We start from the raw sequence: 24,794 nt of genomic DNA, 5'->3' as shown, positions 1-24,794 counted from the left end.
CAGTCGCCGGCTTGCCGTTGCCGCCGGCTCCGCTTCACCCGGCCCCATCCCTCCGGTCCGTGGCCTTATTACTGCGTCTGTCGCGTTGCGACATCTGCTTCCGCTTTTCTCCCGGTGGTCGAAAAACGGGGGAGAGAAACCCTGTATTCAACCTCCTGCATCGCGACGGGTAGTGCCGTGCCTTCACTTTAGCCCGGCCGCTGCAGATGCAAGGGTGCGCTGACGCCGCCATCCTCGCCCGGTCGCAGGTTTTTTATGATGCTCGCCGTTCTTCCCGTCGTTTTCTCGCTCAGGTTTCGCTCGAAAACCGTCCAGACCAGCTTCGCGCTATATCTGCGCTGCGGCCTCCGGTGTCGCCCCTGCATCTTCCGCTTTTCGCCGGGCTGTCGTGTCGGCACGGCACAACCCGGTGCCGCAGTCTATGTGATTACGGAGGTTTATCCATGCAGTATGTGAATACATGCCCGGTCCTGAATGTTGAGGAGTCCGACCGCCTGTCTTTTATGCCGTACCTGTTCGGCACGGATTTCATGCTCGCGGAATTACAGGTGTACGCTCTGGCCAAAAAATGGATGCCCGGCTATGAGGGCGGCTTCTGGCATTTTATTCGCCTGCCGGAGGGGGGCGGCTACATGATGCCGGATTGTGGCCGGGTACATCTGGTCAGTAGCGAAAACTGGTTTGATCGCACTGTCAGCGCCGACGCGGCGGGCATTATTCTGACCAGCCTGGCGATTAATCGCCGTCTGGCGGCCCATCATGACAGCAGTAACCCGGCGCTGACTCGCCTTTATATGCTGCGTGATGCCCAGCTCTGGAATCACATCACCTTTCACCCCGAATGCAGTGCTATTTACGCCGCGCTGGACTGATTAACGACCGGGGCGGTTACACCGCCCCGCAGGGAGACAAAAATGACTTCATCAGTAACCGTTCCGGCCGTCTACGTGGGCACATATCACCAGTACAACGGCGGCAGTATTTTTGGCAAATGGTTTGATTTAACCGACTTCGACGACGAAGACGAATTTTATGACGCCTGCCGGGCGTTGCATGCCGCCGAGGATGACCCCGAGTTTATGTTTCAGGACTGGGAAGGGATCCCGTCTCAGTTTGCCTCTGAATCCTCTGTTAAGTGGGCGTTTATCGAGGCATTCCGGCAGGCGCAGGACGAAGGACGCGCTGCCGCGTTTGTGGCCTGGGCGGACTATACCGGCGAGTGCGACTATGACGCCTTTGATGAGGCGTATTGTGGCGAGGCTGAAAGCGAGGAGGATTTTGCTTATGGCTTTGTGGAGGATCACGGCCTGTTAAACGAGGTGCCTGAATCCCTGCGCGTCTATTTCGATTATGAGGCTTACGCGCGGGATCTGTTCAGCAGCGGCTATGTCTTCCATGAAGGCTATGTATTCAGCAACTGATTACTATCCGGCGGGGAAGCCCGCCGGTTAAGGAGAAAGCACATGAAACTTGCACCACAAAGCCGCGATATCCTGCGACAGTACAAAGCCCTGATTAATGCCCGCCGCCGCGATGCCGGTCAGCGGGAACTGACCACTGCGCAGGTGATGGATGAAATCTGCGAATACATGACCTGTCAGTGCGCCGTCTATATTGGCGGCCATTTCATTCTTCAGGGGGGAAAGGCACGATAAATCACAGGGCAGGGGGGAACCTCTGCCGCTTCCGGCCGCGCGAAAACCCGGGCAGGCTGCGCCTGCCGGAGAGAGACGTCGCCGCGCCTCCGGCGCCGCGCACTCTCCTCTCCGTTGTCAGTCGCTGTTGCCCCGGAATTCGCGTATTATCAGGGATATCTTCCTGTAAAGCAGACCGGTAAAGCATATGTCAAAGTGGAATATCGCCTCTTTTTCAAAGGAGGAGCAGGATAAAGTTGCCGTCGATAAGGTGGCTGCTGCTGTTGCCTGGCAGGAGCGCATGAACAAGCCCGTCGTGCCGGAACTTGTTGAACGGGAACAGCCTGAACACCTGCGCGAATATTTCCATGAACGGCTCCGCGTACATCGACTGAACAGTCAGCAGCTGCCGCGCGCAAATGCGCCCGAATATAATATTTTCGGATCTCCGATAAAAAAGAAAGAAATAGAGATATGTTAAGTATATGCATATGCCTGGCATCTACATATGCTACAGCTATACATATGCCACGCATCTGCCTATACTAAACATATGCACACACCCGGTGCTTTGAATATTCCGGATATGTTTCACATATCCATATGCTCGGGAGAGAAAGAACATGAGAACCGTATCGATATTTAAAAATGGCAACAACCGCGCCATCCGTCTGCCCCGTGATCTGGATTTTGAGGGGGTGAGAGAGCTCGAGATCATCCGGGAAGGGGACAGCATCATCCTGCGCCCCGTCCGGCCAACCTGGGGCTCATTCCTGGAGTACGAAAAAGCCGATCCAGATTTTATGGCGGAGCGCGAGGATGTTGTCAGCGACGAAGGGCGATTTAACCTGTGAACAAGACTTATATGCTTGATACCTGTATCTGCTCGTTCATCATGCGTGAACAGCCAGAAACCGTCCTGAAACGTCTGGAGCAGGCGGTGCTACGCGGCCACCGTATAGTGGTCTCGGCCATCACCTACTCTGAAATGCGCTTCGGGGCTACCGGCCCAAAGGCCTCACCACGTCACGTCCAACTGGTCGATGAATTCTGCGCCCGCCTCGATGCCATCCTGCCCTGGGATCGCGCCGCAGTAGACGCCACCACGAAGATTAAAGTGGCACTGCGGCTGGCCGGGACGCCGATCGGCCCGAACGACACGGCGATTGCCGGGCACGCCATCGCCGCCGGGGCGATACTGGTGACGAATAATACAAGAGAATTTGAGCGGGTGCCTGACCTGGTGCTGGAAGACTGGGTGAAGTAAGACACTCTTTTCGAAGTCAGGAGATAAGGGCACCAGGAAACAGTCCGTATACGGGCTGTATAACCCTGCGAAGAAGAGTATCAGCACTGCAACGGAGACCCACTGCCGTTGCAGCTCGTTTTCCAGCCTCACCTCCAGCTATTAATCCCAGTTGACGTTGTAAATTTTGTAACGCCTGTGAAGACTGCTGGTGTGAACTGGCGAAGGGAGCAAGCGACCCGGCAAAAATTTTACGTGAACAAGCCGGGTTACGGCAGTACCAGTGGCGGACGGAAAATACAAGCCATAGCGTCTGCCCTGAGCAGGGTAGATGCTGTATCCGGCGCCGACGACAACTATGAACAGAGTCGCTACGCTTAAAGCATTCAGGACATTGTGCTGTTTTGCGTTTTCCGTGGAGATGGAGGGTTATACCGCCAGAGCTAATAATTTGTCGACTGCATCGCCATCCGCAAGGTAACTGTAGAAGTGTCTTAAGAGAGTGCATTACGTTGCCCATAACGAGCCCTGAACCTGTCGGAATTTTAGTTGAAGGGCAAATCCCAGACGCCCCGTATCGGTCATCCCCGGTAGCAGGGAAAGCTCGTCAGCAAGCAAATGCCACTCGTCCATGTCATCAAAAGCCTTCTCCTGTAACAACATCCCAACTCCCTGAATCATCAATGGGTAACCGCTATGGTAACCATTTCACAGGTGAGTGATTTTTACTCAGATCCAGTTCAAAAAAGTCAGATGTCGCATTTTGCAGCTTCGCTCCCACTAGGCCTAACAGGTGTCCACTAGTTGAAAAAGTGGGCACCTACGTTACCAATACTGGCTTAATGGCTACATACGGCGGTCAGTTTACGCTTACGATTAATATGGCCTGATACTGACATGGTTCCTGTCATATTTACGTCCGTGAGCGGCTATTGCCCACACCGTTCGCGCCAGCTTGTTTGCCATGGCGACGATTGCCACGCTGGCCGGACATCGCTTTTTCAGTTCTGTTATCTATGGACTAGGTTCTTTAGCTACTAATGCCGTAGCCCTTGCACCGTGGATAAATAATGTCCGGAGATAAATGTCACCACGTTTGCTCATCCCCAGCAGGCGGATTTTCCCTCCTGAGCCAGTCTGTTTGGGCAGCAGACCAACATAAGCCGCGAACTCTCGCCCTGATTTAAACGTTGATGTTTCCCCCATGGTGGCCACCGCTGCCGTCGCAATAAGTGGCCCAACGCCGGGAATATCCAGCAACTGCTTACAGGTTTCATTCTGTCTCGCCACGCTGGTAATCTGTTTTTCAATATCCTCTATCAGTGAGTCCAGCTCATTCAGCCGGTTGTACTGGTTTTCCAGCACAGTAATGAGAGACGGTGGCAATCTCTCTTTCATTCGCTCCAGTGCTTCTGGAAACTCTCGCTCCATTGCTGTCCGACCTTTGTGAATGGTTTCACCAAATTCCAGTAGCGTGCCGTGCAGTGAGTTAGTCTGCATGGTGCGGAACTTCACCAGTTGCCTGTGGGGCCGGTGCAACACAAGAACTGACTGCTGTTCTTCTGTTTTGACAGCGATTTCTTTACCTAGCCGTCAGCCCCAAACTGTACCGCCAACAATGCGGGCTGGAATGATAAAGCAGTCCAGGAAATCGTCCGCATCCCCGTTTTCCCAGGTGTGGTCTGACGTAACATCTCCGGCTGTTGTCGACAGGTGAATATGTGGATGCCACTGCTGGTCCCGGCTCCATGTATGGATTACCGTGAATATCCCCGGCTCCACATCTGCCTGACATCCGCTGCGATACTGCTCATCTCTGCCAGTAACCACCGGTTGTGGAACACCAAGGACCTGTACTGGCAGGGAAGCGTGAACACAATATGCTGCCACGGGCTGTCGGGGACCAGACTCAGCAGATACTGTATCCACTGTGCGCCAGCTTTCACTCCGCAGTGCGGACAGGAGCAACTTTTACACCGGAAGCAGACCTTTTTTGTATGGCAGCAGTCCGGTAAGGAACAGCTCCACTGTGTGTACCCCATCAGGGTGGTCCCACACGCCATAATTTTTGTCACAGACTCAATGACCACCGGACGCACGGAACCTTCCGGCTGTTTCTCCAGCCAGTTAAGCCAGCGGTTACCCTGCTGAAAAATATCCGCAAAACGGGGAAGCATCAGAAGGGCGGGGTAACACGATCCGGCCAGTGAACAGTGCCACACTCCGGGCAGTACATACCGCCGGCGCTGATACCGGCAAGAATAGCCGCAAACTCCCGCTCCGTGCAGCGGGCTATTTCCGGATACCCTTCGTCATCAACACGTACAAACCAGAAGACCAGCTTTTTGTTTCCCGCATCCACAAAGAACGGAATATTCAGGTCTGCGCAGCACTCAACGGTATCGTCAAAACTATCAAAGCGCAGAACTTCTGCGTCTTCTTCGTCAAAGAAGTCATCTTCGTGAAGTTTCACGACATAGCGGGGATATTTGCTTCTTTGAGGTGCAGGTATTCGTTTACGGGGCTTGGCTGAACGGGCCATATAACTACCTGAAAGATAATAATATTGTCTGTTTTTATAATGATGTTCTCAGGCCATGACAAGCCGCAGCCGCCAGGCTGCCTACTTGATTCCCGGGAAGAAAACATGGGGTTGAAAAAGTGTAGCGGTATTATGCGCTACTGTTTGGAAGTATCAGACACTATTTATTATTATCCCTCCGACCATACCTTGTATTTTAGTTTATTTATGTATGTTTGTAAGTAATCTTAAATTACTTAAATAGATTATTTCACTATAGCGCGTATATATTTGTGATGAATTTCAAAAAACGGAATTTTATATTTTAAATACCTCATTGAAGGCAAAGGATATTATCTTTAAGTCTGGTGTTAATCATGATTCATATTCATGTAACAAATTCACACTTTCCTGAGTTGTTATTACCACTAATTTATAATTATTTATTAACGTTATTGATACATATTGTGAGTTGTTATGCTCTACAAACGACATGCTTTTTCCATTAATATTACATAAGGTAGGGTTTTATTATGTCAGCGAAGATCATACTTAATACTGAACTTAATCAAACTTCCATGCGTGCAGGACAAATGATACCACTCAATGAATACCAGTATGAGAGCTCGGCATTACTTCCTGATTCTGTCAGACACAGAAAAAAACGAGCCGGTGGAAATGAAGAGGCTTCCCGTGAGCCACAGACTACTGAGCAACATGCTCCCTCACAAAAAAGGCCCAGGACTGAGTATGAACAACTGAATGTGGGACAATGGTCAGAAGATGACAGAAATATGCTGCAAAATATTGATCCGGAACTGATAACAAAAACAGAACATTTATCTTCAGAGTTAGAGACAAATTTCCGGAATATCTCTCAGGATTACTTTTCTGCGATTATACAGAGCCTGAATACGCTGCTACTTCAAGTTACAGGAGAGCGAGCAAAACAACAACTGTACGGAAAACTTGAAGGTCTACAGGATAGTATCGAGGGCAATCCTGACTGTCATCTGCAAATGCCTCCATTGCCCCCCCGCGAACCAGAAATAAGTATACAGCAGATTCAGCCGGAGTTCCGTGCCTCTATCAGACCGTCCAAGTGGTCAAATGATGACTGGGTCATGATGAATACTAAATGCCCGGAGCTTATTCGTGACCTTAAACAATTTCGTCATCGAATAAGAAATAAAAAGAAAATATCCCAGGTCCGACTGTCCAGCCTTGATAAACGATTACATGAATTGTTTCGCTCGCTTTCCAGTGATGTAGCCAAAACAGAAGTGTTTTCTGTTCTGGAAGAAATGCATCGATTTCTACCTCTGATGGGCAATCCAGCCTTACATCTGAAAGAATTGCCTGCTCTAACCGGTGAGGGTGCACATACTGAGAGCATTAAACATATCACATTGAATATAAAAGAATGGGATGAAGATGAAAGAACTCGTTTGAGTGAGATTTACCCTAACTTTGAGCAGAAAACGAATGATATGTTGATACGAGCCGTTCAAACAGACTCTGCGGCGCAACGGGAGACAGGAGAGTTTTATAATACTCTTCACTTGATGTGGGACGGTTTAAAAACTGATATGGCGAAGAATGATATTTTCAGCGTCATGCAGTATATCAGGGGAAAACTCTCTGATGAACTCGTCATAGATATGAATATACAGCCACTGCCACAATATCAGTTTCAGGCCATTTTTACCGTGCTTCTTCATCCATTAAAATGGACTTTAAATGAAAGACATGCCGTCGAAAACATTTTCCCCAATATGGTCTCTGTGATTACCCATATAAAAGATAATATAAAGAGACATAAAAAAATATCTCAGGAAAGACTTTATGAGGCAGAAAGAAAACTCCACCTGTTATGGGAACATTTAACTTCTGAAGAGGCCAGGTTTGAAGTATCCCAGACACTCAGGGAAATAAAGGCGAGCCTTCCCGCCTCTGGTAATCCCGAACTGGAGATGAAAGATCCGCCAGTTTACAAACCAGTACCTGTTGTAATCTACCGTCCGGAAATTAACTTTACAAGAGGACTTCATCCGGCACGATGGCTTCCGGATGAAATCACCGCTGTAAATACGATATTTCCTGGTATTGTAAAAACATTGACTCGTCTGAGAGCAGATATAACCCAATATGCAAATATCTCAGATGAGCGTTTACTGGCTTTCGAAAATAAATGTAATTTAATCTGGGCTCATCTGAAGGGTGAAATAGCAACGAAAGAATTTCGGGAAATGTATCAGGAGCTGGCATATAATGTATCCGTCTTTTCTGAAAACAGGGTTCGCTTCAGAGAACTTGTCATTGTATCAGCAACCACATGGCTGATGACAGACTTCACGCAACGGAACCCAGGGATGACTGATACATGGCTGGCGGAAGATAAAAGGATACAGTCCTCAGTAGCCCCATCTTTAACACATGACCTGAGAAGATTAGCAACAAAAGAGAATGTTCGGCTTGATGATATAGAAAAAGTTGACAGAAAACTTCATGATATGTTGGATAGATTCCAAGGTATTAATGCCCGGGCAACCGTGCAGTCTGTCATTGATGCTATGTATCGCCACTTTATTCATAAGAAAAGGGAGGTACCCAAAAATATCCATATATTTTCATCCCAGTCATCTGAAAAGGTCTACAGTGAACCTCTGCACATGCTGAAACAAATGGCTGATTCGGTAACGATATGGGTGGACAGTGTCAGATTAAGACATAAACATTTGCAGGGGATTATATCGAAAATAATAAGGGTCCGTTTTATCAATGATAAAATTACGGAAATACAGACCCGGGAGGGGCCCTCATCTGCGAGCCAGGATCGCAGACATATATCTCTACTGACACGTTACCGTGATCTTATGTGCCAACAGACACCTGACAGCGCACAGCGTAATGCTCTGATACAGGAAATAAAGGCCGAAGCAGAGTTATCCCGATTTATTCGTAGGGTGGAACTTTCGCTTCCCTCTCACACGAATCAGATACTGAATGAGAAGCAGGGAGAATGGGGAGAACTGCAACATCCCGACCAGAAGCAAAACTTTCAATTATATGTGGATAAATACCGTTCTGCAGAGCTATCCGCACTTGCCCGGGGATTTATACTTCATTACAGCGATCCCCGGATCGTCACAGGTTTACCCGAAAAAATTCAGGTCCGGGAGCTGAAAGATGTCTTTAAAGAGGGCGCATTATATCACCGTCTTAATTCTGCGCATTATACCTTTGATGACCGTGACACGATTGTTAAATTTCTTCTTATTAGTGAGGGAATGCAGGGATTATTCACGAGTGAGTACAACCCTCCGCTGTCCGGTGAAATTATGTCATTACTGGAGCAGTACCTGGGAGAAAATGTCAGCAAAAGTGCTTCATTATACAGAGTGCTGCAACAGGCTGCAGAAGCCAGACTGGCAGATCCGGAGGCACCTTTTCATCTAAATATCCCTGATGTTCTACAGGCAGGACAGGTGGAAAATTATCAGGCATTAACTTTAATTCTTTCAATGATGCCAGTTGAGCAATGGTTTGTATATCCTGAATGGGCCGTTCCGGTACTGAGTGGAGCCATTCGCTTCAGTACAGATGGACAATCGTTAACTGACAGAGCATTTATTGCTGGCAGTGATAACAAAATAAGTCAGGACAGCAGTTTCCTTCATTATCTTGAACTGCTCTTTAATATCCAGCAGGATGCGCTGAAAGGTGGACTGACAGAAGAAGGGGTGGCACAAAAGCTGTCACAGTCAGGCTTAACAAGCCATATTACTGAAGAAAGTATACGCCGTCTTGTACAGGGGATGTCCGGAAATCCATGGAAATCATTGACACAGATAAACAATCTATTGAGAGGTTCTGAGACCCTGGCGCATGAATCGTTATCGTGGTATGCCGGACGATATCCTGTTTTAAAGTGTCTGTTACCCTACATGAATGATGTAAGTGGTTCCGGTTTGTTGTTTGTAAGTGAGGAAATCGCGGGGATACTGCATCATACAGAACCATCTCAGGGCCAACATTCGTCCGATGTACCAAAATACACATTATTATCATGGCCTGATTTTTACGGCAGCCATGCTCGTTTGTGGAATGAAGTGGCTGCCACATTCCGGGCAACAAAAACAGAATTTCATCCCCAGTCTCTCATTGTGTCAAATGAAGGGCGCTGTATGGGGCTTACGCTACTTTACATGAATGCCGGAACAACCTCCGAGTATGACATCGTTACACAAAATCTGCTGACAGCGGGAGGTTTGTTACAGACACGAGACAGCATGCATCTACCACTGACGTTACAGGATAATAAGTTTTTGAATGACACTATCAGTATGATAGACAGACTGCAATTACAGGGAAATACTCTCATATCGGAATATTCTAATCAGCAAAGAATGCCATGGAGTGAGGAAAGTTTATCCATATTTTTTAATAATGATGTTAATAATTTATTAATAACCACACCTGCACATACGTTAATTATCCAGCATTTTGATTCTCTGTATCGGGTCACAGACCCTAACTTTGGGCACGCGGAGTTTCCCTCTCTCTCTGATGCCGTTCACTTTCTTGAAGCAGGCATTCAACTGACTCCTGTTCTCAGTAAATATTATGGTTTATCGGGGAGCAATGTTCGGAGTCATCTGTTTGTGTATGATATAAGCAATATAAGCCAACCTGACCTATCAGAACAACGGACATTCTCATCAGAAGTATACATAACATCACAGGAAAAGTTATCGTTACGCACAGAGCAGATTATTCTGGCTGATAAAAATGTCACCTGGAGACTGCTATTTGATATTGGTGCATATACAAATGGACATCGAATCAATGAACAAACCCCTTCCAGCGCGCTGGCAGGAATGACTATTCATGGTGATATTCTGAGAGATTATCTGTCCCGGACAGTCCTGAATAAACAGCATGCAGAAAGACTCAGAGCTATTTTGTATGCTATACCCCCGGAGACAGGAACATTACCAGTTAATCCGGATATTATCCAGGCCGTTCCTGTTGATATATCGGCAGATGCGTTCAGGTTCAAAAGACAGGTCCAGAAAACAATCAGAAGAATGGCTGTGACAGTTGAATCTCTCTCTGAACGTTTTTCCCGAATGAAATTAAAAAAACTGCCTGTAAATATCACTCTGTCTGATATAGAGAAGGGACGATTTTCAATTCTGTTCCGTGCATCTGATGGAACGGAATACCATATGTCTATTGATGTTCCGGAGATTGTCCACAGTTTTAAACATGTCACACAAATGTTTTCTGGTATTACGGATAGTGGTATTTTTGATTTTGATATTGGACTGAGCATTGCGGGAATTGTTCAGTATTCCAGATTACTTGAGCAAAAAGGTACGGGGGAAATTCTTTCACATCTGAATGCCGTTATTGACATAAAACAACTGGCAGAATCTACCCTTGGAAGCATGATTCAGGTGGCCGGAAATAAATTTTTTAATCCTGATGGTCTGCAGGCATTCAGAATGGAAACATGGCTGGCAAATAACCTGCGGAAAGCAGCCTCACATAGCGGCGTCACTCTTGCACAAGCATTAAATTCTTGTGCCCGAATTCTGGAACTTCCCATACTGGAAACCATCACCGGTGTCTGGGGACTTTACAGCAGTATATCTGAATTGCAGCAGGCCAGGCACCATACGGAAATAATGAGCGCAAGAGTCCGTGTTGCCTTTGATTCTATTTCATTAAGTCTCACCTTTGCTTCCATTGCCTTTCCTCCACTAATTGTCGCTGCGGGTCCCGTTGCAGCAGTAGGTATGGGAGCAGTCAGTATTGCCCATAATGTGGCCAGTAAGGAAGAAAGGCATCAACAATGGATGAAATATCGGCAGTTTTTAATTGATGGGAGCAGAAATATTATGACGGCTGATCCCGAAAATGGCATTATCGATTTTTCCGGTAATTATGTGATGGGAGAACTGTATCTGGATCTCAGGGATGCAAAACCAGTGCTGAAAGGCCGACCATCTTTTAACAGTAACCGGAAAATCGGTAGTTGCCCGGAACTGAATGACTGGCAGATAAGGCAGCGTCTTGGGTATGGATACAGCTTCATGCCAGCATCTTCACTGGCTCGTGGCTATGCTAATACACAATGGCCTGCACATATCCCCCTCATACCAGAAGGTGAATACAGTACTGTTATTGTCGGGTATGGAAGACAATTTCGCGCCAATACAGAAATAGAATATCTGTCAAACAGTCTTGTGTGGAGGGAGGTCATTTACTCTCCTGATTCAAGATATGCACTGCCGCCTCTTGAGGTTCTAAATCAGCAATGTACCGTCATCTGTGGAAAAAACAAGACAACAATTATTCCTGTTCGTATTCTTAATGAGTTAACTCCGGAACGGATCAGATATGCAAGAACCTTTAAGGATTATACATTCACTTTTATTGGAGGAGATGGAGGTATAACTGTTCAACCTGGAGGCGTGGGTATTTATAAGATTGATGCCTCACCTGTAGCAGAAGATAATGTTCTGTCTTTCAGAGGACTGCCAGACAGCTTTGAGCTGATATTTGACCTGTCACTGGAGACACAAACCGTCATGACCAATATTAATGGTGAAGAGCTTCCAGTCATGACCATTTCACAGTCAGGAATAAACACTATTATTGGTTCATTATCTGGTCGCAACAGACTAAAAGGAAATTCACTTAATAACACGTTCCACACAGGACACGGTGGAGGTGAAATTTATTCCGGAGGAGGAAATAACAGGTATATTATTCCCGGGAAGTTAACATCCCCCCTGTCTATTCATCTGGATGATGATTCGGCACGACATGAAATAATTTTACCGGAAAATGATTTATCCCATATTCGTGCAGATGGGATCCATTTGCGAATGAGTAATGGTGAAGATATTACAGTACAGGAGGTATCCCCAAACAGGGAGCACAGTACTTCAGAATGGCTGAAAGTGTACACCAATGACGGGTTCATGTTGAGTCCCGTCAGAGAAGGAAAACAGACTATCCTGAAAATATCCTTATGTGATGTCCAGCGATGGAAAGGCTGTCACCCGGAGAGAGATAGTACTCCTGAAGGGATTCTGGCAGTTTTGCATGACTGGGGATGGGGTCTGGATCAAGAGGTTGTTTTTCATTCCGGAAATATGTCTGCACGCTATATACCTGCGGCCAGAAATCTCTGCTGGCAGGTTAGCGTTGATTCCTCTGAGGTTACTTTTACAGGACACTCATCCTGTAAGACGACTATTTATGGTTCCAGTGGCACAAGATATAATTTACGGACTTATGACGCAAACTCTGCTTTTTGTATTGAGTTGTATGGTGACAGCAATCGTCCGGAAATAGTGGACCTCCGCGAACTTATTCCCGGAAAGGTTACGGCAGAAAGAGACGGGAATACACTGAAACTAACCGTACATCATTCCGAAGGCATCGTGTCTGTTGATATTGTATATAATGATAACTCAACTGAAACGTGGGTTTATTTTTCTCCATCGGAGATGATAAAATTAAAGGATATTATTGGCCTGACAGAGAGCAATCACCATTCAGTTATTCTTTATCAGACAACAACTGAGATTTCAGCTAATAAAGTTCTCCGTATTGATAATCTCAGTAGCATTACAACATTTATCCCTTCAATATCAAAGGATAAAGAGATTATCTTATGCCTAGAAAATTCCGGCTGGACAGAGAAAAATGTTAAACTTTCTCTGTTGTCTGGTAAGTTAAAGGACGCTATAAATCTGCATAAAGAGCCATTATCAATTAATGTAAAACCGTCCTCAGTAGAATATGTCATTTTCTCGGGAGAAGAAAATGTATCATTGACAGGGGAAATATCCACACCTCCATTGTTTATTACTTCATCAGGAATTGTTTCGGTTCCTGAATATCGCTGGAGATCTGTAGAACAGATTATTATTTCTCCGGTAAATGATGCACCAACAGTTAAGTTGATTGACTTTATTCGCTATGAACTTCCACTGAGTAATGAAAAGGAAAGTGGTGTAATGTATCACCCTGGTTTTATCCGTATTCATAACCATGACCTCACTATCAAGTTTTTCTATTTGTCTGAGAAAAATGTAGTTAGAACCCTGGATATTACATTAAGAAACTATTTTACAAAACGGATAGATGATATTTCAGAACCAGAAAAAATGATAGCAACAACCCCATTGCCTGATTCTCGTTTGATAAGACAAAAATATCACTGGCGACTTATTTATATGGGGGATACACCATTAAGTATCATCGGGCTTGTATCAGTAAGAAATTACAGTAAGTATCGAATGAAAAACTGAATAATGGAGGTGTTTGTTTATTTGTCAGGGATGACATCAAATATGTCATGGATATATAAATTCTTAGTCTATAAGACGATGGAATATCTCAGAGGTGAATATAATGAAAAAGTTCAGTTTCAGTCATCGTAGTGAGAATAATCTGAAAGGAGTTGATCCCAGACTTGTGACGATTGCTCGTCGTGCGCTGGTTCTTTCAGAAGTTGATTTCGGTATTACAGAAGGATTACGAACAAAAGAACGACAGAAACAACTGTTTGAACAGGGAAAAAGTATGACAATGAACAGTCGCCATCTGACCGGAGATGCAATTGATGTAGTGGCTTACATCGGTGGAAAGGTGTCGTGGAACTGGTCATTATATGAAATAATTTCTAGGGCATTTAAGCAAGCAGCAGCAGAATATGGAGTAACCATCGAATGGGGGGGGGACTGGGAAAAACTAAAAGACGGTGTTCATTTTCAGTTAAAAAAATAATATGAGTCAGTTGTACCATACTGTCATAATTTGTGTTTATTTAACAGGGATGTTTTATCACATAGTAAAATAATATCATATTTAATTATTTTGTCATGATTTATAACGCATATTAATAAATTATTATTGCTTGGCTATTAAAGCACCTGCTTCTCAGTTAATATTATGATAGTCTATTACTAATTATCGAGAACAACATGAAACTACCACGAAGCACTCTTATCTGGTTTTTGTTAATAGTGTGTTTGACTCTGTTAATATTTACCTATCTAACTCGCAATTCACTTTGTAACATCCAGTATAAAGATGCAGAAAAAGAGGTGAATGTGTTCGTAACTCATGAGTCAGGATAATAAAGCAGGTGTCGTCTCATGTGTATTAGTCGCGACTTGATCTGACACTGGACCTTGAAAGGTTGAGAGTTACCGGTTTTGATATGGGTGTCCAATCCTTAAACAAAACACGAGGTAACTCTCATGATTCATACTAACAATCCCATCATCAAACACAAAGCTGGCCTGCTCAATCTGGCCGAAGAACTCGGTAACGTTTCAAAAGCCTGTAATATCATGGGCGTGTCACGCGATACCTTTTATCGCTATCAGGAACTGGCTGCAGAAGGTGGCATTGATGCGTTGATTAACCAAAACCGCCGGGTTCCCAACCTCAAGAACCGTGCCGATGAGGCCACTGAACGCGCGGTTGTTGAATATGCCGTTGAGTTCCCCGCTCATGGTCAGCACCGGACCAGTAATGAGCTGCGTAAAAAAGGCGTATTTATCTCCGGCAGCGGCGTTCGTTCCATCTGGCAACGGCACGACCTGGAGAACTTCCGTAAGCGTCTGAAGGCCCTTGAGGAGAAAGTCGCCAGAGAAGGCATCGTACTGAGCGATGCCCAAATCGCGGCTCTGGAGAAGAAAGCGCACGATGACGAGGCCAGCGGTGAAATCGAGACGGCACATCCGGGGTATCGTAAGCGTACAGCCTGAACCGTCTGGTCAGAATCTGACGAATTAGACAAAGTGGTGTCCACCAAATAAGTAGTGGGAACCAAAGTGTCAGATATGCAGAAAAATGTGACGTGGATCCAGAAGCTACCTTCGCCATGTGCTTGGCGTCATAGCAGACTGGCCGGTCAACCGGGTCAGCGAACTGCTTCCGTGGCGCATAGCACTGCCAGCTGAATAACACATCCCCGTCAATACGGCCCTCGCTGTACGCTTACTCTTGTTATCTTGTTATCTTGTTATCTTGTTATCTTGTTATCTTGTTATCTTGTTATCTTGTTATCTTGTTATCTTGTTATCTTGTTATCTTGTTCAGGGTGGTAACACCTTTTATATCGAGGCAACAACTTCGCGATAGTGAAAATTTGCGGATGGCCTCAGTCCTATACATAAGGGGATATACATGAATTCAAATACTACAATCGCCTTACATTTTTCGCTTGCATTACTATTTACGTTGCTATCAGTGGCTGGTAGCAACCATGATTTAGCAGGAGTTGTATCTCAATTATTCCTAATTTTCATGGCTGCATTTTTTTTCTTTAGGGCAATGAGGGCCTTTCTGAACATCATTAATGTGATTGATAGCTGTAAAAGGTGAGGCAGGATAAGCTCCCATTAAGCTTGGACTGTTTCCCACACAAGAACTACTTTAGGTCGAAACTTGGGGTATTACCCATAGTTGACCTATGTAGATTGGTCTGGGGTTAACTTTTTTATCAACGCAACAGCTTCAGCTTCCGGCATGGCGAACTGCACACGATGGCGCGCCGCGACATCGAGCGCAAACACCTTCGTATAGACCTCCGTCGAGCTAATCGATTTGTGGCCCATCAGGCTCTGCAAAACCTTCAGTGGTATGCCGGCATACAGCATGTGCATCGCGTAGGAGTGACGGAACGTATGGGGGGTCACCGGTACTGAGAACGTCACCCCGTCGGCCGCTGCGGCCTCCACCGCTTCGCTAAGCCAGGTGCGGACGGTACGGTCTGTGATCTCCCAGATACGCGCCTTCTCCATTCTGCCGGTGCGTTTGTTTCGTCTTTCCAGCGGAATTTTCAGGGTGGCCACCATCATCTGCAGCTGGCTGACATAGTGGTGATCGGAAAGGGGAACCAGACGATGGATCTGACTGCCTGCGGGGGCACGACCTGCCGTCCTGGCCGCTTTCTCGGTACGCTGCTTGAGCGTGGCCAGCTGCACGAACGGATACGGCGGCGCCAGCGAAAAATCCCCCCGGGTCAGCGCGAGCGCTTCATTAATGCGCGCGCCGGTGTTCCACAGCGTCGCCAGCAGCATCTTGCGGTGAAGATCCGGCACGTAATGGAGCAGGGCGCTGACTTCCGGCGCCAGCAGGTATTTCGGCAGTTCATCCTGCACGAGCGCCATCTGGCGCAGGGCGAGGGCGGCAGGGTAATCGATGGCCACCGGGAGCAATGTTCCGGGAGATGCCGGAGATCCAACTGGAACCAGGTTATTCATAATTTCTGTTAACTTTTTTCTTTGCCGAGAATTTTCTTCGTAATATTACCTGAGTCAGGATGACTAACCAGCCAGCGACGGCCAGCCAGAAAACAGACGAAGTCGCAAACAAAACTACCCCGTCAATGACGGTAGACACGATACCCACGAAAGCCTGCAGGGCATCCGCTCCGGAGGGCAGTAGATGCTGAGGGTTAAGCTCTGCGGCAATGCTTCGTTTTGACATCCTCGATGTCTTTCAGGGCGGGGAGGCTGTCAAATTCCCCAGAACATCAGGTTTATCGCATTTTTGATGTCATTTTCCCTGTGGCTGAGATCGGCCACTTCCTCCCCGGTGACGGAGGACGTGACGCTGGCCATGTCCGTGGTCATCAGGCGGTAGCTTTCGTCCCCGATGTGCACCACCGGATAGAGTTCACGGGAAACCTTATCCGACAGCAGCCGGGCGCTGGCCAGCGGGATCACCATCCGTCGCCCGGGGGTATCGATGATGTCACTCTGCACATCCACGAACAGACGATAGCGGCTCTCTCTTTTATAGGCATAAACCTTAAACTGCATCTCACCAGTCCCTGTTTTCGTCGGCGAATGAACCGTTCATCTCAATAAAGCGGGCAACCTCGGCCATCCCTTCCTGATTTTCAGCCTGCCAGCGTTCGGAACGCAGACGACGGGCCTCATTCTGCATGGCCCTGTTCACCAGGACGGAGATATTGACGTCTGCGGATTTCAGTAACTGATAACTGTCGCTGTCTATGGTGACAGTGATGCGCTGCTTCATAATGCACTCCGGAATACATACTAATGATATGAATATCAGTATAGCGTAAGGATGCAGCTGACACACGCCCGCCTGAAACATACTGTTATGTCGCCATTAATTTCACTTCGTGAAATTAACATACAAAATAATCACCTTAGAGATAACAATCAGCCATACAGTCACGCCGTTAAATTACCTGACGGCTGTTCCGTCCTGATCCGACTTTTCACGTATAACGAAGTTTCCGGAAGTGTACCACGGTCAGGGAATAAGCAAAGCGGCGTTTTCCTGTGGTGAGCGGGCGGTCGCGGGGCAGGGGAGGGACACAACATGACGAAACAGGAATGGATTTTACGACTACGGCGCTGTACATCGAAGGAAACCCTGGAAAGGGTTATAGAAAAAAATAAATATTCTCTGTCAGATGATGAGCTTGAGCATTTCAATGCCGCAGTGGATCACCGGCTGGCGGAAATGGCAATGGGGAAGTTTTATGATAAAATACCTGCAGGTGTCTGGAAATATGTTAAATAAAACAGCCAGCATCAGTCTGTTCGCAGTTATCTCACCTGGAGCGCAATCATGAATATGATATTTGAACTGATTGGATTGTTACTGGTAGTCGGATGCGCATTCTTCACCACTTTTTTCTTAGCCGCAGTAGCAGGCACTATGGTAGTAATTCTTGGATGGGGAATTTCTATTGTCACCCCGAAGGTGGTTACCTGTACTAATGATTGCATCACTACTGTTTTTGATGCCAAACCCTTTGGCTGGCTTCTGATTGTGTTTTCATTAACCATGATGTTCTTTATTATCAGAGGTATGATTAAACGTTAGATTGCCTTTAGTGTGTAACAGCGTTAATCTGAAACTGATATTGCCGGAGGGGATCATCATGACGGGAAGAGGCATTAACACAGTACGTATCGGCGATGAAGTGAAGCACATCACCGAGCTCGATGCACTAACACTCATGCATGAATGGTCAAAGCTTAAAAAAGAAAATGCAGACCTGTATGACTATAACCGTCAGGTTAACCGGGGGTGGCGCGGCTTTATTCTTCGCCTGATGGGTATCCATTTACCTGATAACGACCGTGTTCGTCTTCAGGGTATTAATACCAGAAAAGACTCCATCTATCCAGAATAAAGCCACGCCAGCAGCGATAATGAGCTGACTATTGCAGAAGATCAGCCATTTTTTTGCATTAAGTGTATGATATTTAACATAACGTACATTAAGCGCACTAATGCTGTCAGCACAAAGCGTTATTGTCGTCTCAGCACAATTCACACGCGTCGTGTACGCTAAGCCTTCATTTTGCTCAGCACAGCGTCCTCATTCCCGCCGGCGAACCCGGGTTTACCAGCCACGCTATCGTCGCGACTGTCTCGGCGAACTGGTTCAGATCGATGGCTCTCACCCTGTCGCATTTTACAGCGACAAGCATGCGGTGTTCAGGGTCAGCGGACCGGAAAGCCGACGTACCGGCACAACCCAGTTCGGACGGGCTCTCCGGGAACTGGCGATCGAATTGATTTGTGCCAACAGCAGCCAGGCAAAAGGTCGCGTGGAACGGGTAAATAAAACGCTCCAGGATCGCCTGATTAAAGAGATGCGCCTGCAGAACATCAGCTCGGTTGCTGAAGCCAATCAGTGGATTGAACATTTCATGTCCGATTGAAGGAATTTTCCAGACTCTCCCAGACGTCATCTCTGACTTGTTTTGAGCACGACATTTCAACATTGGCTAGACAACTGTAACTCCAATATTCTAATGTCACTTTTGGGGCTGCGGATGTTTTCCTGGACTGTTATGTTGTGATCCCAAGATGCTGCCGGTACTTCACCGGACTCATTGCACCTAATGTTTCGGTCCGACTCTGGCGCGTGAAAAGCTCGAAGTTCAGTATACAGACGCCCCTTGTGTTCAATATTATATATCAGCTCATCATTCCAGCATTCAACCGACTTTGCAGTCGGCATGGCCTCACGCAGATGAATCAGCAGCGTCAGACCCTGTCGGTTACTTTTTCCCAAGCATATTCCTTTTTCGGTCCCTCCTCCATTCCACTGGCCCGGTTCCAGTGAGTGAAAATCAGCTCGTATTCTTCTGCAAGTTGCTTATCCAGTTGCCCCTGACTGTGAGCCTGAAATGCGTGAGCTATTTGCCCGTTGATATGCCGAATCAGTGGTGACAGATCGGGAAACACATACTGGACTGGTGAAAGCCAGGGAACAGGAAGAGGTCGCTCATTTTGTAAACAGGGAATCAATATTCCCGTTGATGTTGATTAAGCCACTGAGCTACCGAGCTGGCAAAGTAAGTCAATATGCCGTCTGCCCCGGCGCGTTTGAAGCATATAAGTGACTCAAGCACCGTTTGCTCTTCGTCGAGCCAGCCATGCCGGAACGCGGCCATATGCATCGCATACTCACCGGAAACCTGGTAGGCAAAAACGGGTACTGCAAAAGTTTTCCTGGCTTCCCTGATAATATCCAGATATGGCATGCCCGGCTTAACCATCACCATGTCTGCCCCCTCCTGCAAATCCTGGGCAATTTCATGCAACGCTTCCATCGCATTTGCCGGGTCCATCTGATAGTTTTTTTTGTCCCGTTTGCCCAGCGCCATGGCAGATTGAGTGGCTTCGCGAAAAGGACCGTAATAGTTTGACGCGTATTTCGCTGAATATGCCATGATCTGAATAGTCAGCAGGCCATTCGTTTCAAATGCCTGTCTGATATGTCCGATGCGGCCATCCATCATGTCGCTTGGCGCGACAATATCTGCACCCGCTTCAGCGTGCGTAAGCGCCTGTCTGAAAACAACCAGGATTCAAATGACGAATCAAAATGGTTAAAGATGATGCCATCCTCACATTCACAGCCATCAACCCGCTCTTTTTCCATGACAGGGAAAAAGCGTTCAAGCTCATCACGTAATGCTACGCTAAAATGGCCTGGACGGGCAGTATGTTCAAAGGTGTAGAGTTTGCGTTGTAAACATATGATCACGATAGTTGTCCCAGTGACCGGAAATGTCCCACAGGCTTCGGTCCATGACATCAGGCGTATTGACCTCAACGTAACCCGCTACCTCATGGCGGCTGCGCATATAGGCAATAAGCGACTGAAAGATTGTCCAGCCCCTGGGATGCCAGAAAACCGCGCCAGGTGCATTGTCCTGAAAATGAAACAAATCCAGCTCCCGACCCAGCTTGCGATGGTCGCGTTTCTCCGCTTCAGCCGTTTTCTCAAGCCAGCCATCAAGCTGTTTTTTGCTTGCCCATGCCGTGCCATAAATCCGCTGCAGCTGTACATTGCTGGCTTCCCCCTGCCAGTACGCACCCGTTAAGCAACTTCATATTTTTCAGAAAACGAAGATCCGGAATCAGTGGGCCATTAAAGCCGTCCGTGAACTGTTTGAGATGGCATAATGACACCGGCTCATCTGCCGGTATTTCCATCAGCCTCGTTGATTTGAATTTCTCTCCCTGCCGCTCAAAACAGTCGACTGCCTGCGCTCGCGTAACCTGCTCTTTAAAAACCGGCGGGTAATAGTGTGTCAGGAAATAGCGCCTTTACCCACGCCCTCAAAGGCATGGACTTCTATTTTCGCTGCGGGTAAACCGTGCTCAATTGATTGCCTGATAAATAAAGCCAGTGACTCAACCGTGGTATCACACGGCAGAATATCTACAACCTCAAAACAAAGCATGATTTCAAAGTACCCCTGAAAACTCCGCCAGGAAGAACATGTCAGCCCCTTATGCCAGTATGCTACGGCACGCGGTGAACATTTTTACTTCCTTTCCAGTGAATACGGGCAACGGCATTATGGGGATGCAGGCTTTCCTGATGCTCAACCCTGATATCAAATGCTTCACAAAAGGGTGCACAACGAAAAACATTATTGAGCCGACGGGCAGCATCTTCGCAAAACATCAGATTCTGACCGTTAGCCAACGCAAAAGCCTGTTCGTCGCTCCGCTTGACGACCGTTTGCACGGCTGTCCCGAGAGCAACTTCAGCATAATCAATCAGCTCAAGCACAGGCAGTGATTTTGCTTCAGGATTAAGACGGATATTCACCCATGCCCAGCTTCGCTGGCTGTGCGGGGTTGCCGGCATTCCTTTCTCAACAAGCCAGTCGGCTATCTCTGCTGCCGGGAGCCTGTCGATCCGGTTACCAAAGTCTTTGCTAAACTGCAAACCCGCAACGTGGCGGCTAAGCGCAGCGGAAGCCGGGCAGGTTGACGAATAAGGGATACCCACTTTGAGGGTAACCGTAAAAGATTGCCTGAGTTCGGCGCTCAGAGTCAGAGGATAGGCTTTCCAGCCGGAGTGATTAGAATTTAACGACTTACGCGACAGTAACAACTCCCCTGAGATCTCAATACTGGCTTCATCACTACGTCCCTGATGAGACACCAGAAATGCTTTCAGCACATGTTGCAATAACGCCGGTGTGATTTCCCCTTGTGTCAGTTCCTCCAGAAGAAGATAAAGGCGAGACATATGAATCCCCTTTTCAGCTTCAGGTGAACTGAGAAGGTTTATGCCGGCATTAACCTTTGCTGATACTGGCCTGCCTGCGATGTCTACCGGCAGGTCAATTTGCTCCATGCCAACCCAGGATAATGACTCGCCCTCACCGTCACCCTTAGTGGACTGAATATCCGGTAGCATGCCGGGACATAAGGTTTGTTTCGCTGCCATACTCATATATACCTGCCTGATCTGATATTTACTCTCATCCTTACCCTCCCGCCGCCTGAGCTACCGCTTTATTTCTTTCGGTACTGAATCTCAACTTTTTCCTCCTTTGTTTTGGCTTCAATACTTAATTCTGCGGTGGGCCTGAGTAGCAGCCGTTGCAGGCCGATAGGTTCGCCTGTATCCCGGCAGAAGCCATATTCTCCTTTTTCAAGTCGTATCAGCGCTGCATCATATTTCGGCAACAGGCGGCTTTCTCTGTCTATCTGTCTGAACAACAGACGTAACTGTTCTTCACGAATGGCGATGTCACCTTCGTCACCCGTTTCTGGATCCTCCTGCAACTGTTGCTTCATCTGATCTATATGATCAAGCACCTCCTGCCTTTCGTGGCGGATAAGCCGCCGGAAGTAGTCCTGTTGCGCAGGGTTCATGTAGTCTTCTGACGGCATTGCCAGGATTTTTTCTTGTTCAGCGCGGGTAGGTTTAGTCATGTTCTGTACCGATAAAATTACACACTAAAGCGTTATAACATAACATCATCTGTCGCTACAAAATAACCTGTTAAGCCAGCCGGGCCACTTTCGTGGGCCAGGGATCGTGGAAAACCCCCCCCTGCTGCCACCAGCGAATTTCCTCTTCAGTGAGTAAACACTGGCGCAACGTGAGGACAAAATCGTCAATTTCGCCGCTCTCGCCAATAACAGTCAGGCGGCAGCGCCGGTCACCAAATCTGCCAGGCATTTTTGCCAGTTGCTCATGGATAGCTGCGCGTTCTTCCTTTGTCAGTGAATTATCAGTGTGAGTCAGGACCCCGGCTTTCCAGTAGCTTATGAATTCGAGATTGATGCTTCCTGCGGCCTGGTTCCACAGTAATGCCAGGTCATCCCTTCCCGGTAGCCAGAAAAAACCCTTGCTGCGGTAAACCCCGGAACCCATAAATCGGTGGCACGTATCCCACAGACGCTGCGGATGAAATGGACGGTCATCCTCGATGACCCGCCAGGAAATATCATATTTTTTGTCGGCTTCATCCGGCAAAACTGCGTCAATGGCATCCTGAAGCTCATCGATGAGTAACGCCACCCGATGAAAATCGTAATCCGGCATGGAAAGCAATTCATCCAGCTGTAAATTTCCCCAGGGCACGGCCATAATTGCAACCTGGGGATTAAGGGGATGTATGGCTCTGGCTACCTCAGTAACCACATAGAAGGGTAACCGGTCGTTTTTGGTTAACAAGAGCTTATTACAGAACATAATCTGTTCTGCCAGCAGACTTTCCACTCCCCGGGTTCCTTTATTGAGGTGCTCCTGGAAAACCGGAATAAGCTTCTTTCCACCGTCGTAGTCATCATTAAGCATGACCGTATCTACAAGAGACAAAAATGCTTTGAGACTTACCAGGGGATGTTCTCGCAGATAGCGGACCAGAGGAAGAGGATGGCTGCTACCTGAGGTTTCCAGTAAAATAAAATCCGCAGACCGTTTTTCGAGCAGGTTTTTCAGCGCGGAATCCAGCTTCTGGATCCCACTTCTGCTGCTGATACTGTCTGCTGAAATACTCACAAAATTGTTACTGGCGGCATCAACGATTTCTGTGTTGGCTATCAGGACGCCATCCACATCAAGTTCACTCATGTCATTAACGATGACGGATACAGCCATTCGCCGTTTGTGTGCCTGTGTAAGAAGGTTTTTTAGCAGAGTTGTTTTCCCTGCTCCCAGAAAACCATTAAGGATAATGAGCGGTGTTCTTTTCATAGCATCCGGCCTTATGCCGCTAAACGTTAATGCAATCAAGTTGCAATAATACCAGCTTTCTGCCAGAATTCAAATGACATGACTCGGAGGGGGAAATATGACAACACCAGTAGCCAAAACGTATGACTGGAAGCAAACGTTGCGCACACATGGTTTGCGGGCAACGCCATCCACCCTTGCAACGCTGCAGTGCCTTGAACATGCCAGCCAGGCCATGAGTCATGACGATTTAACTCAGCAACTGGGCGAGCAGGCTCCCGATCGTGTGACCCTTTACCGAATTCTGGAGCGGCTAATGCAGGCCAGTATTGTCCAGCGTTATACCGACTCGGCAAGAACTCAGCGTTTCGCTCTGACCCAACGGGCTGCCGTAGGACTTTTTGAATGCGATAACTGCCATCATGTTATTCCTATTGAGCGGGATCCAGCCCTGGAAGCGGCCATTGAACTGGTAAAATCACATCTCACTGGGCATGGTATGACCGAACGGGAAATTACCCTTTCCAGCCATGGAATCTGTCCGAACTGTAATCGAACCATCTCCAAATAATTTGGTAATGCTACCAACTTACTGATTTAGTGTATGATGGTGATTTTAAGGTGCTTGCGTGGCTTCCATTTCCATCAGATGTCCCACTTGTTCAGCTACCGAAGGCGTCGTGCGTAATGGTAAAAGCACTGCCGGACATCAGCGCTATCTCTGCTCTCACTGCCGTAAAACATGGCAACTACAGTTCACTTACACCGCCTCTCAGCCCGGTACGCACCAGAAAATCATTGATATGGCCATGAATGGCGTCGGATGTCGCGCCAGTGCACGCATTATGGGCGTTGGCCTCAACA

At 47.3% G+C, this 24,794-nt stretch carries 24 protein-coding genes and 9 pseudogenes; 18 read left to right on the top strand and 15 right to left on the bottom strand.

All coding sequences use genetic code 11. The features are described 5' to 3' along the window. The first annotated feature begins 443 nt into the window (after positions 1-443). From DR88_RS31375 to DR88_RS0127165, 6 genes are all read left to right on the top strand, one after another. On the top strand, positions 444-872 hold the full coding sequence (locus DR88_RS31375) for an antirestriction protein (protein WP_004152356.1): 429 nt from the start codon (positions 444-446) through the stop codon (positions 870-872). Between the two features lie 42 nt (positions 873-914). Then, positions 915-1,421, top strand: coding sequence for an antirestriction protein ArdA (locus DR88_RS00465; RefSeq protein WP_013214014.1), 507 nt, complete (start codon positions 915-917; stop codon positions 1,419-1,421). Positions 1,422-1,463: 42 nt separating this feature from the next. Next, complete coding sequence (locus DR88_RS00470) at positions 1,464-1,655, top strand: hypothetical protein (protein ID WP_001568047.1); 192 nt, start codon at positions 1,464-1,466, stop codon at positions 1,653-1,655. A 187-nt stretch (positions 1,656-1,842) separates the two neighbouring features. Continuing rightward, entirely contained in the window at positions 1,843-2,115 is a 273-nt protein-coding gene (locus DR88_RS00475) for a DNA polymerase III subunit theta (RefSeq protein ID WP_044246604.1), read from the top strand. Between the two features lie 142 nt (positions 2,116-2,257). Next, on the top strand, positions 2,258-2,488 hold the full coding sequence (vapB, locus tag DR88_RS00480; RefSeq protein WP_001261277.1) for a type II toxin-antitoxin system VapB family antitoxin: 231 nt from the start codon (positions 2,258-2,260) through the stop codon (positions 2,486-2,488). Beyond that, positions 2,485-2,901, top strand: a complete 417-nt coding sequence (locus tag DR88_RS0127165; RefSeq protein WP_001044773.1) for a type II toxin-antitoxin system VapC family toxin — start codon at positions 2,485-2,487, stop codon at positions 2,899-2,901. The genes vapB and DR88_RS0127165 overlap by 4 nt, the downstream gene beginning before the upstream one ends. Before the next feature lie 58 nt (positions 2,902-2,959). Here DR88_RS0127165 and DR88_RS29090 read toward each other — a convergent pair. From DR88_RS29090 to DR88_RS00485, 5 genes and pseudogenes are all read right to left on the bottom strand, one after another. After that, positions 2,960-3,400, bottom strand: a pseudogene (locus DR88_RS29090) (transposase family protein); the annotation flags it as partial. Further along, positions 3,388-3,543 (bottom strand): hypothetical protein, encoded by a 156-nt coding sequence (locus DR88_RS31205; RefSeq protein ID WP_164993475.1) that lies wholly within the window; start codon positions 3,541-3,543, stop codon positions 3,388-3,390. The gene DR88_RS31205 and the pseudogene DR88_RS29090, both read right to left, overlap by 13 nt. Positions 3,544-3,756: 213 nt before the next feature. Then, positions 3,757-4,467 (bottom strand): annotated as a pseudogene (locus DR88_RS29540) (IS110 family RNA-guided transposase); the annotation flags it as partial. Between the two features lie 78 nt (positions 4,468-4,545). Continuing rightward, positions 4,546-5,057: pseudogene (locus DR88_RS29085) on the bottom strand (IS91 family transposase); the annotation flags it as partial. Beyond that, positions 5,057-5,422 (bottom strand): hypothetical protein, encoded by a 366-nt coding sequence (locus DR88_RS00485; RefSeq protein ID WP_025861963.1) that lies wholly within the window; start codon positions 5,420-5,422, stop codon positions 5,057-5,059. The gene DR88_RS00485 and the pseudogene DR88_RS29085, both read right to left, overlap by 1 nt. Positions 5,423-5,934: 512 nt before the next feature. On the opposite strand from DR88_RS00485, the gene DR88_RS00490 reads away from it, so the two are divergent. The 6 genes and pseudogenes from DR88_RS00490 to DR88_RS30150 all read left to right on the top strand — a co-directional run. Further along, complete coding sequence (locus DR88_RS00490) at positions 5,935-13,734, top strand: DUF3491 domain-containing protein (RefSeq protein WP_004150750.1); 7,800 nt, start codon at positions 5,935-5,937, stop codon at positions 13,732-13,734. A 100-nt stretch (positions 13,735-13,834) separates the two neighbouring features. Next, positions 13,835-14,212 (top strand): M15 family metallopeptidase, encoded by a 378-nt coding sequence (locus DR88_RS00495; RefSeq protein ID WP_162985544.1) that lies wholly within the window; start codon positions 13,835-13,837, stop codon positions 14,210-14,212. 175 nt (positions 14,213-14,387) lie between these two features. Further along, positions 14,388-14,450: pseudogene (locus DR88_RS31815) on the top strand (hypothetical protein); the annotation flags it as partial. Continuing rightward, positions 14,422-14,565: pseudogene (locus tag DR88_RS29075) on the top strand (type I toxin-antitoxin system Hok family toxin); the annotation flags it as partial. The pseudogenes DR88_RS31815 and DR88_RS29075, both read left to right, overlap by 29 nt. Before the next feature lie 123 nt (positions 14,566-14,688). Beyond that, positions 14,689-15,183 (top strand): annotated as a pseudogene (locus DR88_RS00500) (helix-turn-helix domain-containing protein); the annotation flags it as partial. Positions 15,184-15,290: 107 nt separating this feature from the next. Beyond that, positions 15,291-15,400, top strand: a pseudogene (locus DR88_RS30150) (transposase domain-containing protein); the annotation flags it as partial. A gap of 506 nt (positions 15,401-15,906) precedes the next feature. Here the strand turns inward: DR88_RS30150 and DR88_RS00505 are convergent. From DR88_RS00505 to ccdA, 4 genes are read right to left on the bottom strand one after another with little or no spacing between them, the layout of a single operon-like run. Then, positions 15,907-16,701: a site-specific integrase gene (locus DR88_RS00505; protein WP_025862268.1), complete on the bottom strand. Its 795-nt coding sequence runs from the start codon at positions 16,699-16,701 to the stop codon at positions 15,907-15,909. Continuing rightward, positions 16,694-16,927, bottom strand: coding sequence for a hypothetical protein (locus DR88_RS31370; RefSeq protein WP_025862267.1), 234 nt, complete (start codon positions 16,925-16,927; stop codon positions 16,694-16,696). Before DR88_RS31370 ends, DR88_RS00505 begins: the two co-directional genes overlap by 8 nt. A 29-nt stretch (positions 16,928-16,956) precedes the next feature. Further along, positions 16,957-17,262, bottom strand: a complete 306-nt coding sequence (gene ccdB / locus DR88_RS00515) for a type II toxin-antitoxin system toxin CcdB (RefSeq protein ID WP_013023785.1) — start codon at positions 17,260-17,262, stop codon at positions 16,957-16,959. Between the two features lies 1 nt (position 17,263). Further along, complete coding sequence (ccdA, locus tag DR88_RS00520) at positions 17,264-17,482, bottom strand: type II toxin-antitoxin system antitoxin CcdA (protein WP_025862266.1); 219 nt, start codon at positions 17,480-17,482, stop codon at positions 17,264-17,266. Positions 17,483-17,794: 312 nt separating this feature from the next. On the opposite strand from ccdA, the gene DR88_RS00525 reads away from it, so the two are divergent. The 4 genes and pseudogenes from DR88_RS00525 to DR88_RS29530 form a co-directional block, all read left to right on the top strand. Next, complete coding sequence (locus DR88_RS00525) at positions 17,795-17,998, top strand: HHA domain-containing protein (protein WP_004150739.1); 204 nt, start codon at positions 17,795-17,797, stop codon at positions 17,996-17,998. A 48-nt stretch (positions 17,999-18,046) separates the two neighbouring features. Further along, positions 18,047-18,304: a hypothetical protein gene (locus tag DR88_RS0127150; RefSeq protein ID WP_004098928.1), complete on the top strand. Its 258-nt coding sequence runs from the start codon at positions 18,047-18,049 to the stop codon at positions 18,302-18,304. Positions 18,305-18,362: 58 nt separating this feature from the next. Next, on the top strand, positions 18,363-18,617 hold the full coding sequence (locus DR88_RS00530) for a hypothetical protein (protein WP_025862265.1): 255 nt from the start codon (positions 18,363-18,365) through the stop codon (positions 18,615-18,617). Positions 18,618-18,804: 187 nt separating this feature from the next. Continuing rightward, positions 18,805-19,149 (top strand): annotated as a pseudogene (locus DR88_RS29530) (ISNCY family transposase); the annotation flags it as partial. 591 nt (positions 19,150-19,740) lie between these two features. Here DR88_RS29530 and hemB read toward each other — a convergent pair. From hemB to DR88_RS00550, 6 genes and pseudogenes are all read right to left on the bottom strand, one after another. Continuing rightward, positions 19,741-20,301 (bottom strand): annotated as a pseudogene (gene hemB / locus DR88_RS00535) (porphobilinogen synthase); the annotation flags it as partial. Then, a complete protein-coding gene (locus DR88_RS31590; protein ID WP_227499864.1) occupies positions 20,235-20,537 on the bottom strand; it encodes a M14 family metallopeptidase in 303 nt (100 codons plus the stop codon). The pseudogene hemB and the gene DR88_RS31590, both read right to left, overlap by 67 nt. Positions 20,538-20,737: 200 nt before the next feature. Continuing rightward, entirely contained in the window at positions 20,738-20,938 is a 201-nt protein-coding gene (locus DR88_RS31585; protein ID WP_227539919.1) for a hypothetical protein, read from the bottom strand. A gap of 313 nt (positions 20,939-21,251) precedes the next feature. Next, entirely contained in the window at positions 21,252-22,196 is a 945-nt protein-coding gene (folE2, locus tag DR88_RS00540) for a GTP cyclohydrolase FolE2 (protein ID WP_004150724.1), read from the bottom strand. Positions 22,197-22,258: 62 nt separating this feature from the next. Then, positions 22,259-22,681 carry an RNA polymerase-binding protein DksA gene (gene dksA / locus DR88_RS00545; protein WP_004150723.1) on the bottom strand — a complete coding sequence of 141 codons (423 nt, stop codon included), beginning with the start codon at positions 22,679-22,681 and terminating at the stop codon, positions 22,259-22,261. Positions 22,682-22,751: 70 nt separating this feature from the next. Then, positions 22,752-23,951 (bottom strand): CobW family GTP-binding protein, encoded by a 1,200-nt coding sequence (locus DR88_RS00550; protein ID WP_004150722.1) that lies wholly within the window; start codon positions 23,949-23,951, stop codon positions 22,752-22,754. Between the two features lie 97 nt (positions 23,952-24,048). Between DR88_RS00550 and DR88_RS29045 the strand changes: the two genes are divergently transcribed. Then, a complete protein-coding gene (locus DR88_RS29045; protein ID WP_025862337.1) occupies positions 24,049-24,501 on the top strand; it encodes a Fur family transcriptional regulator in 453 nt (150 codons plus the stop codon). Positions 24,502-24,559: 58 nt separating this feature from the next. Further along, on the top strand, positions 24,560-24,794 hold a 235-nt coding region (locus DR88_RS29040; RefSeq protein WP_072031936.1), incomplete at its 3' end, for an IS1-like element transposase.

The organism is Klebsiella pneumoniae (assembly GCF_000742135.1).
Classification (GTDB): Bacteria; Pseudomonadota; Gammaproteobacteria; order Enterobacterales; family Enterobacteriaceae; genus Klebsiella; species Klebsiella pneumoniae.
Note: the sequence above shows the minus strand (reverse complement) of the source record. Positions and strands in the feature narration are given on the sequence as shown.

Bases quoted from the DNA above. Each gene is read 5' to 3' on its own strand.
- DR88_RS31590 (WP_227499864.1), bottom strand. From the start codon at position 20,537: ATGTCATGGACCGAAGCCTGTGGGACATTTCCGGTCACTGGGACAACT.
- DR88_RS00530 (WP_025862265.1), top strand. From the start codon at position 18,363: ATGACGGGAAGAGGCATTAACACAGTACGTATCGGCGATGAAGTGAAG.
- DR88_RS00525 (WP_004150739.1), top strand. From the start codon at position 17,795: ATGACGAAACAGGAATGGATTTTACGACTACGGCGCTGTACATCGAAG.
- DR88_RS00550 (WP_004150722.1), bottom strand. From the start codon at position 23,951: ATGAAAAGAACACCGCTCATTATCCTTAATGGTTTTCTGGGAGCAGGG.
- DR88_RS00465 (WP_013214014.1), top strand. From the start codon at position 915: ATGACTTCATCAGTAACCGTTCCGGCCGTCTACGTGGGCACATATCAC.
- DR88_RS31205 (WP_164993475.1), bottom strand. From the start codon at position 3,543: ATGTTGTTACAGGAGAAGGCTTTTGATGACATGGACGAGTGGCATTTG.
- DR88_RS00485 (WP_025861963.1), bottom strand. From the start codon at position 5,422: ATGGCCCGTTCAGCCAAGCCCCGTAAACGAATACCTGCACCTCAAAGA.
- vapB (WP_001261277.1), top strand. From the start codon at position 2,258: ATGAGAACCGTATCGATATTTAAAAATGGCAACAACCGCGCCATCCGT.
- DR88_RS31585 (WP_227539919.1), bottom strand. From the start codon at position 20,938: ATGGAAATACCGGCAGATGAGCCGGTGTCATTATGCCATCTCAAACAG.
- folE2 (WP_004150724.1), bottom strand. From the start codon at position 22,196: ATGAGTATGGCAGCGAAACAAACCTTATGTCCCGGCATGCTACCGGAT.
- dksA (WP_004150723.1), bottom strand. From the start codon at position 22,681: ATGACTAAACCTACCCGCGCTGAACAAGAAAAAATCCTGGCAATGCCG.
- ccdA (WP_025862266.1), bottom strand. From the start codon at position 17,482: ATGAAGCAGCGCATCACTGTCACCATAGACAGCGACAGTTATCAGTTA.
- DR88_RS00475 (WP_044246604.1), top strand. From the start codon at position 1,843: ATGTCAAAGTGGAATATCGCCTCTTTTTCAAAGGAGGAGCAGGATAAA.
- ccdB (WP_013023785.1), bottom strand. From the start codon at position 17,262: ATGCAGTTTAAGGTTTATGCCTATAAAAGAGAGAGCCGCTATCGTCTG.
- DR88_RS29045 (WP_025862337.1), top strand. From the start codon at position 24,049: ATGACAACACCAGTAGCCAAAACGTATGACTGGAAGCAAACGTTGCGC.
- DR88_RS31375 (WP_004152356.1), top strand. From the start codon at position 444: ATGCAGTATGTGAATACATGCCCGGTCCTGAATGTTGAGGAGTCCGAC.
- DR88_RS00470 (WP_001568047.1), top strand. From the start codon at position 1,464: ATGAAACTTGCACCACAAAGCCGCGATATCCTGCGACAGTACAAAGCC.
- DR88_RS00505 (WP_025862268.1), bottom strand. From the start codon at position 16,701: ATGAATAACCTGGTTCCAGTTGGATCTCCGGCATCTCCCGGAACATTG.
- DR88_RS0127150 (WP_004098928.1), top strand. From the start codon at position 18,047: ATGAATATGATATTTGAACTGATTGGATTGTTACTGGTAGTCGGATGC.
- DR88_RS31370 (WP_025862267.1), bottom strand. From the start codon at position 16,927: ATGTCAAAACGAAGCATTGCCGCAGAGCTTAACCCTCAGCATCTACTG.
- DR88_RS00490 (WP_004150750.1), top strand. From the start codon at position 5,935: ATGTCAGCGAAGATCATACTTAATACTGAACTTAATCAAACTTCCATG.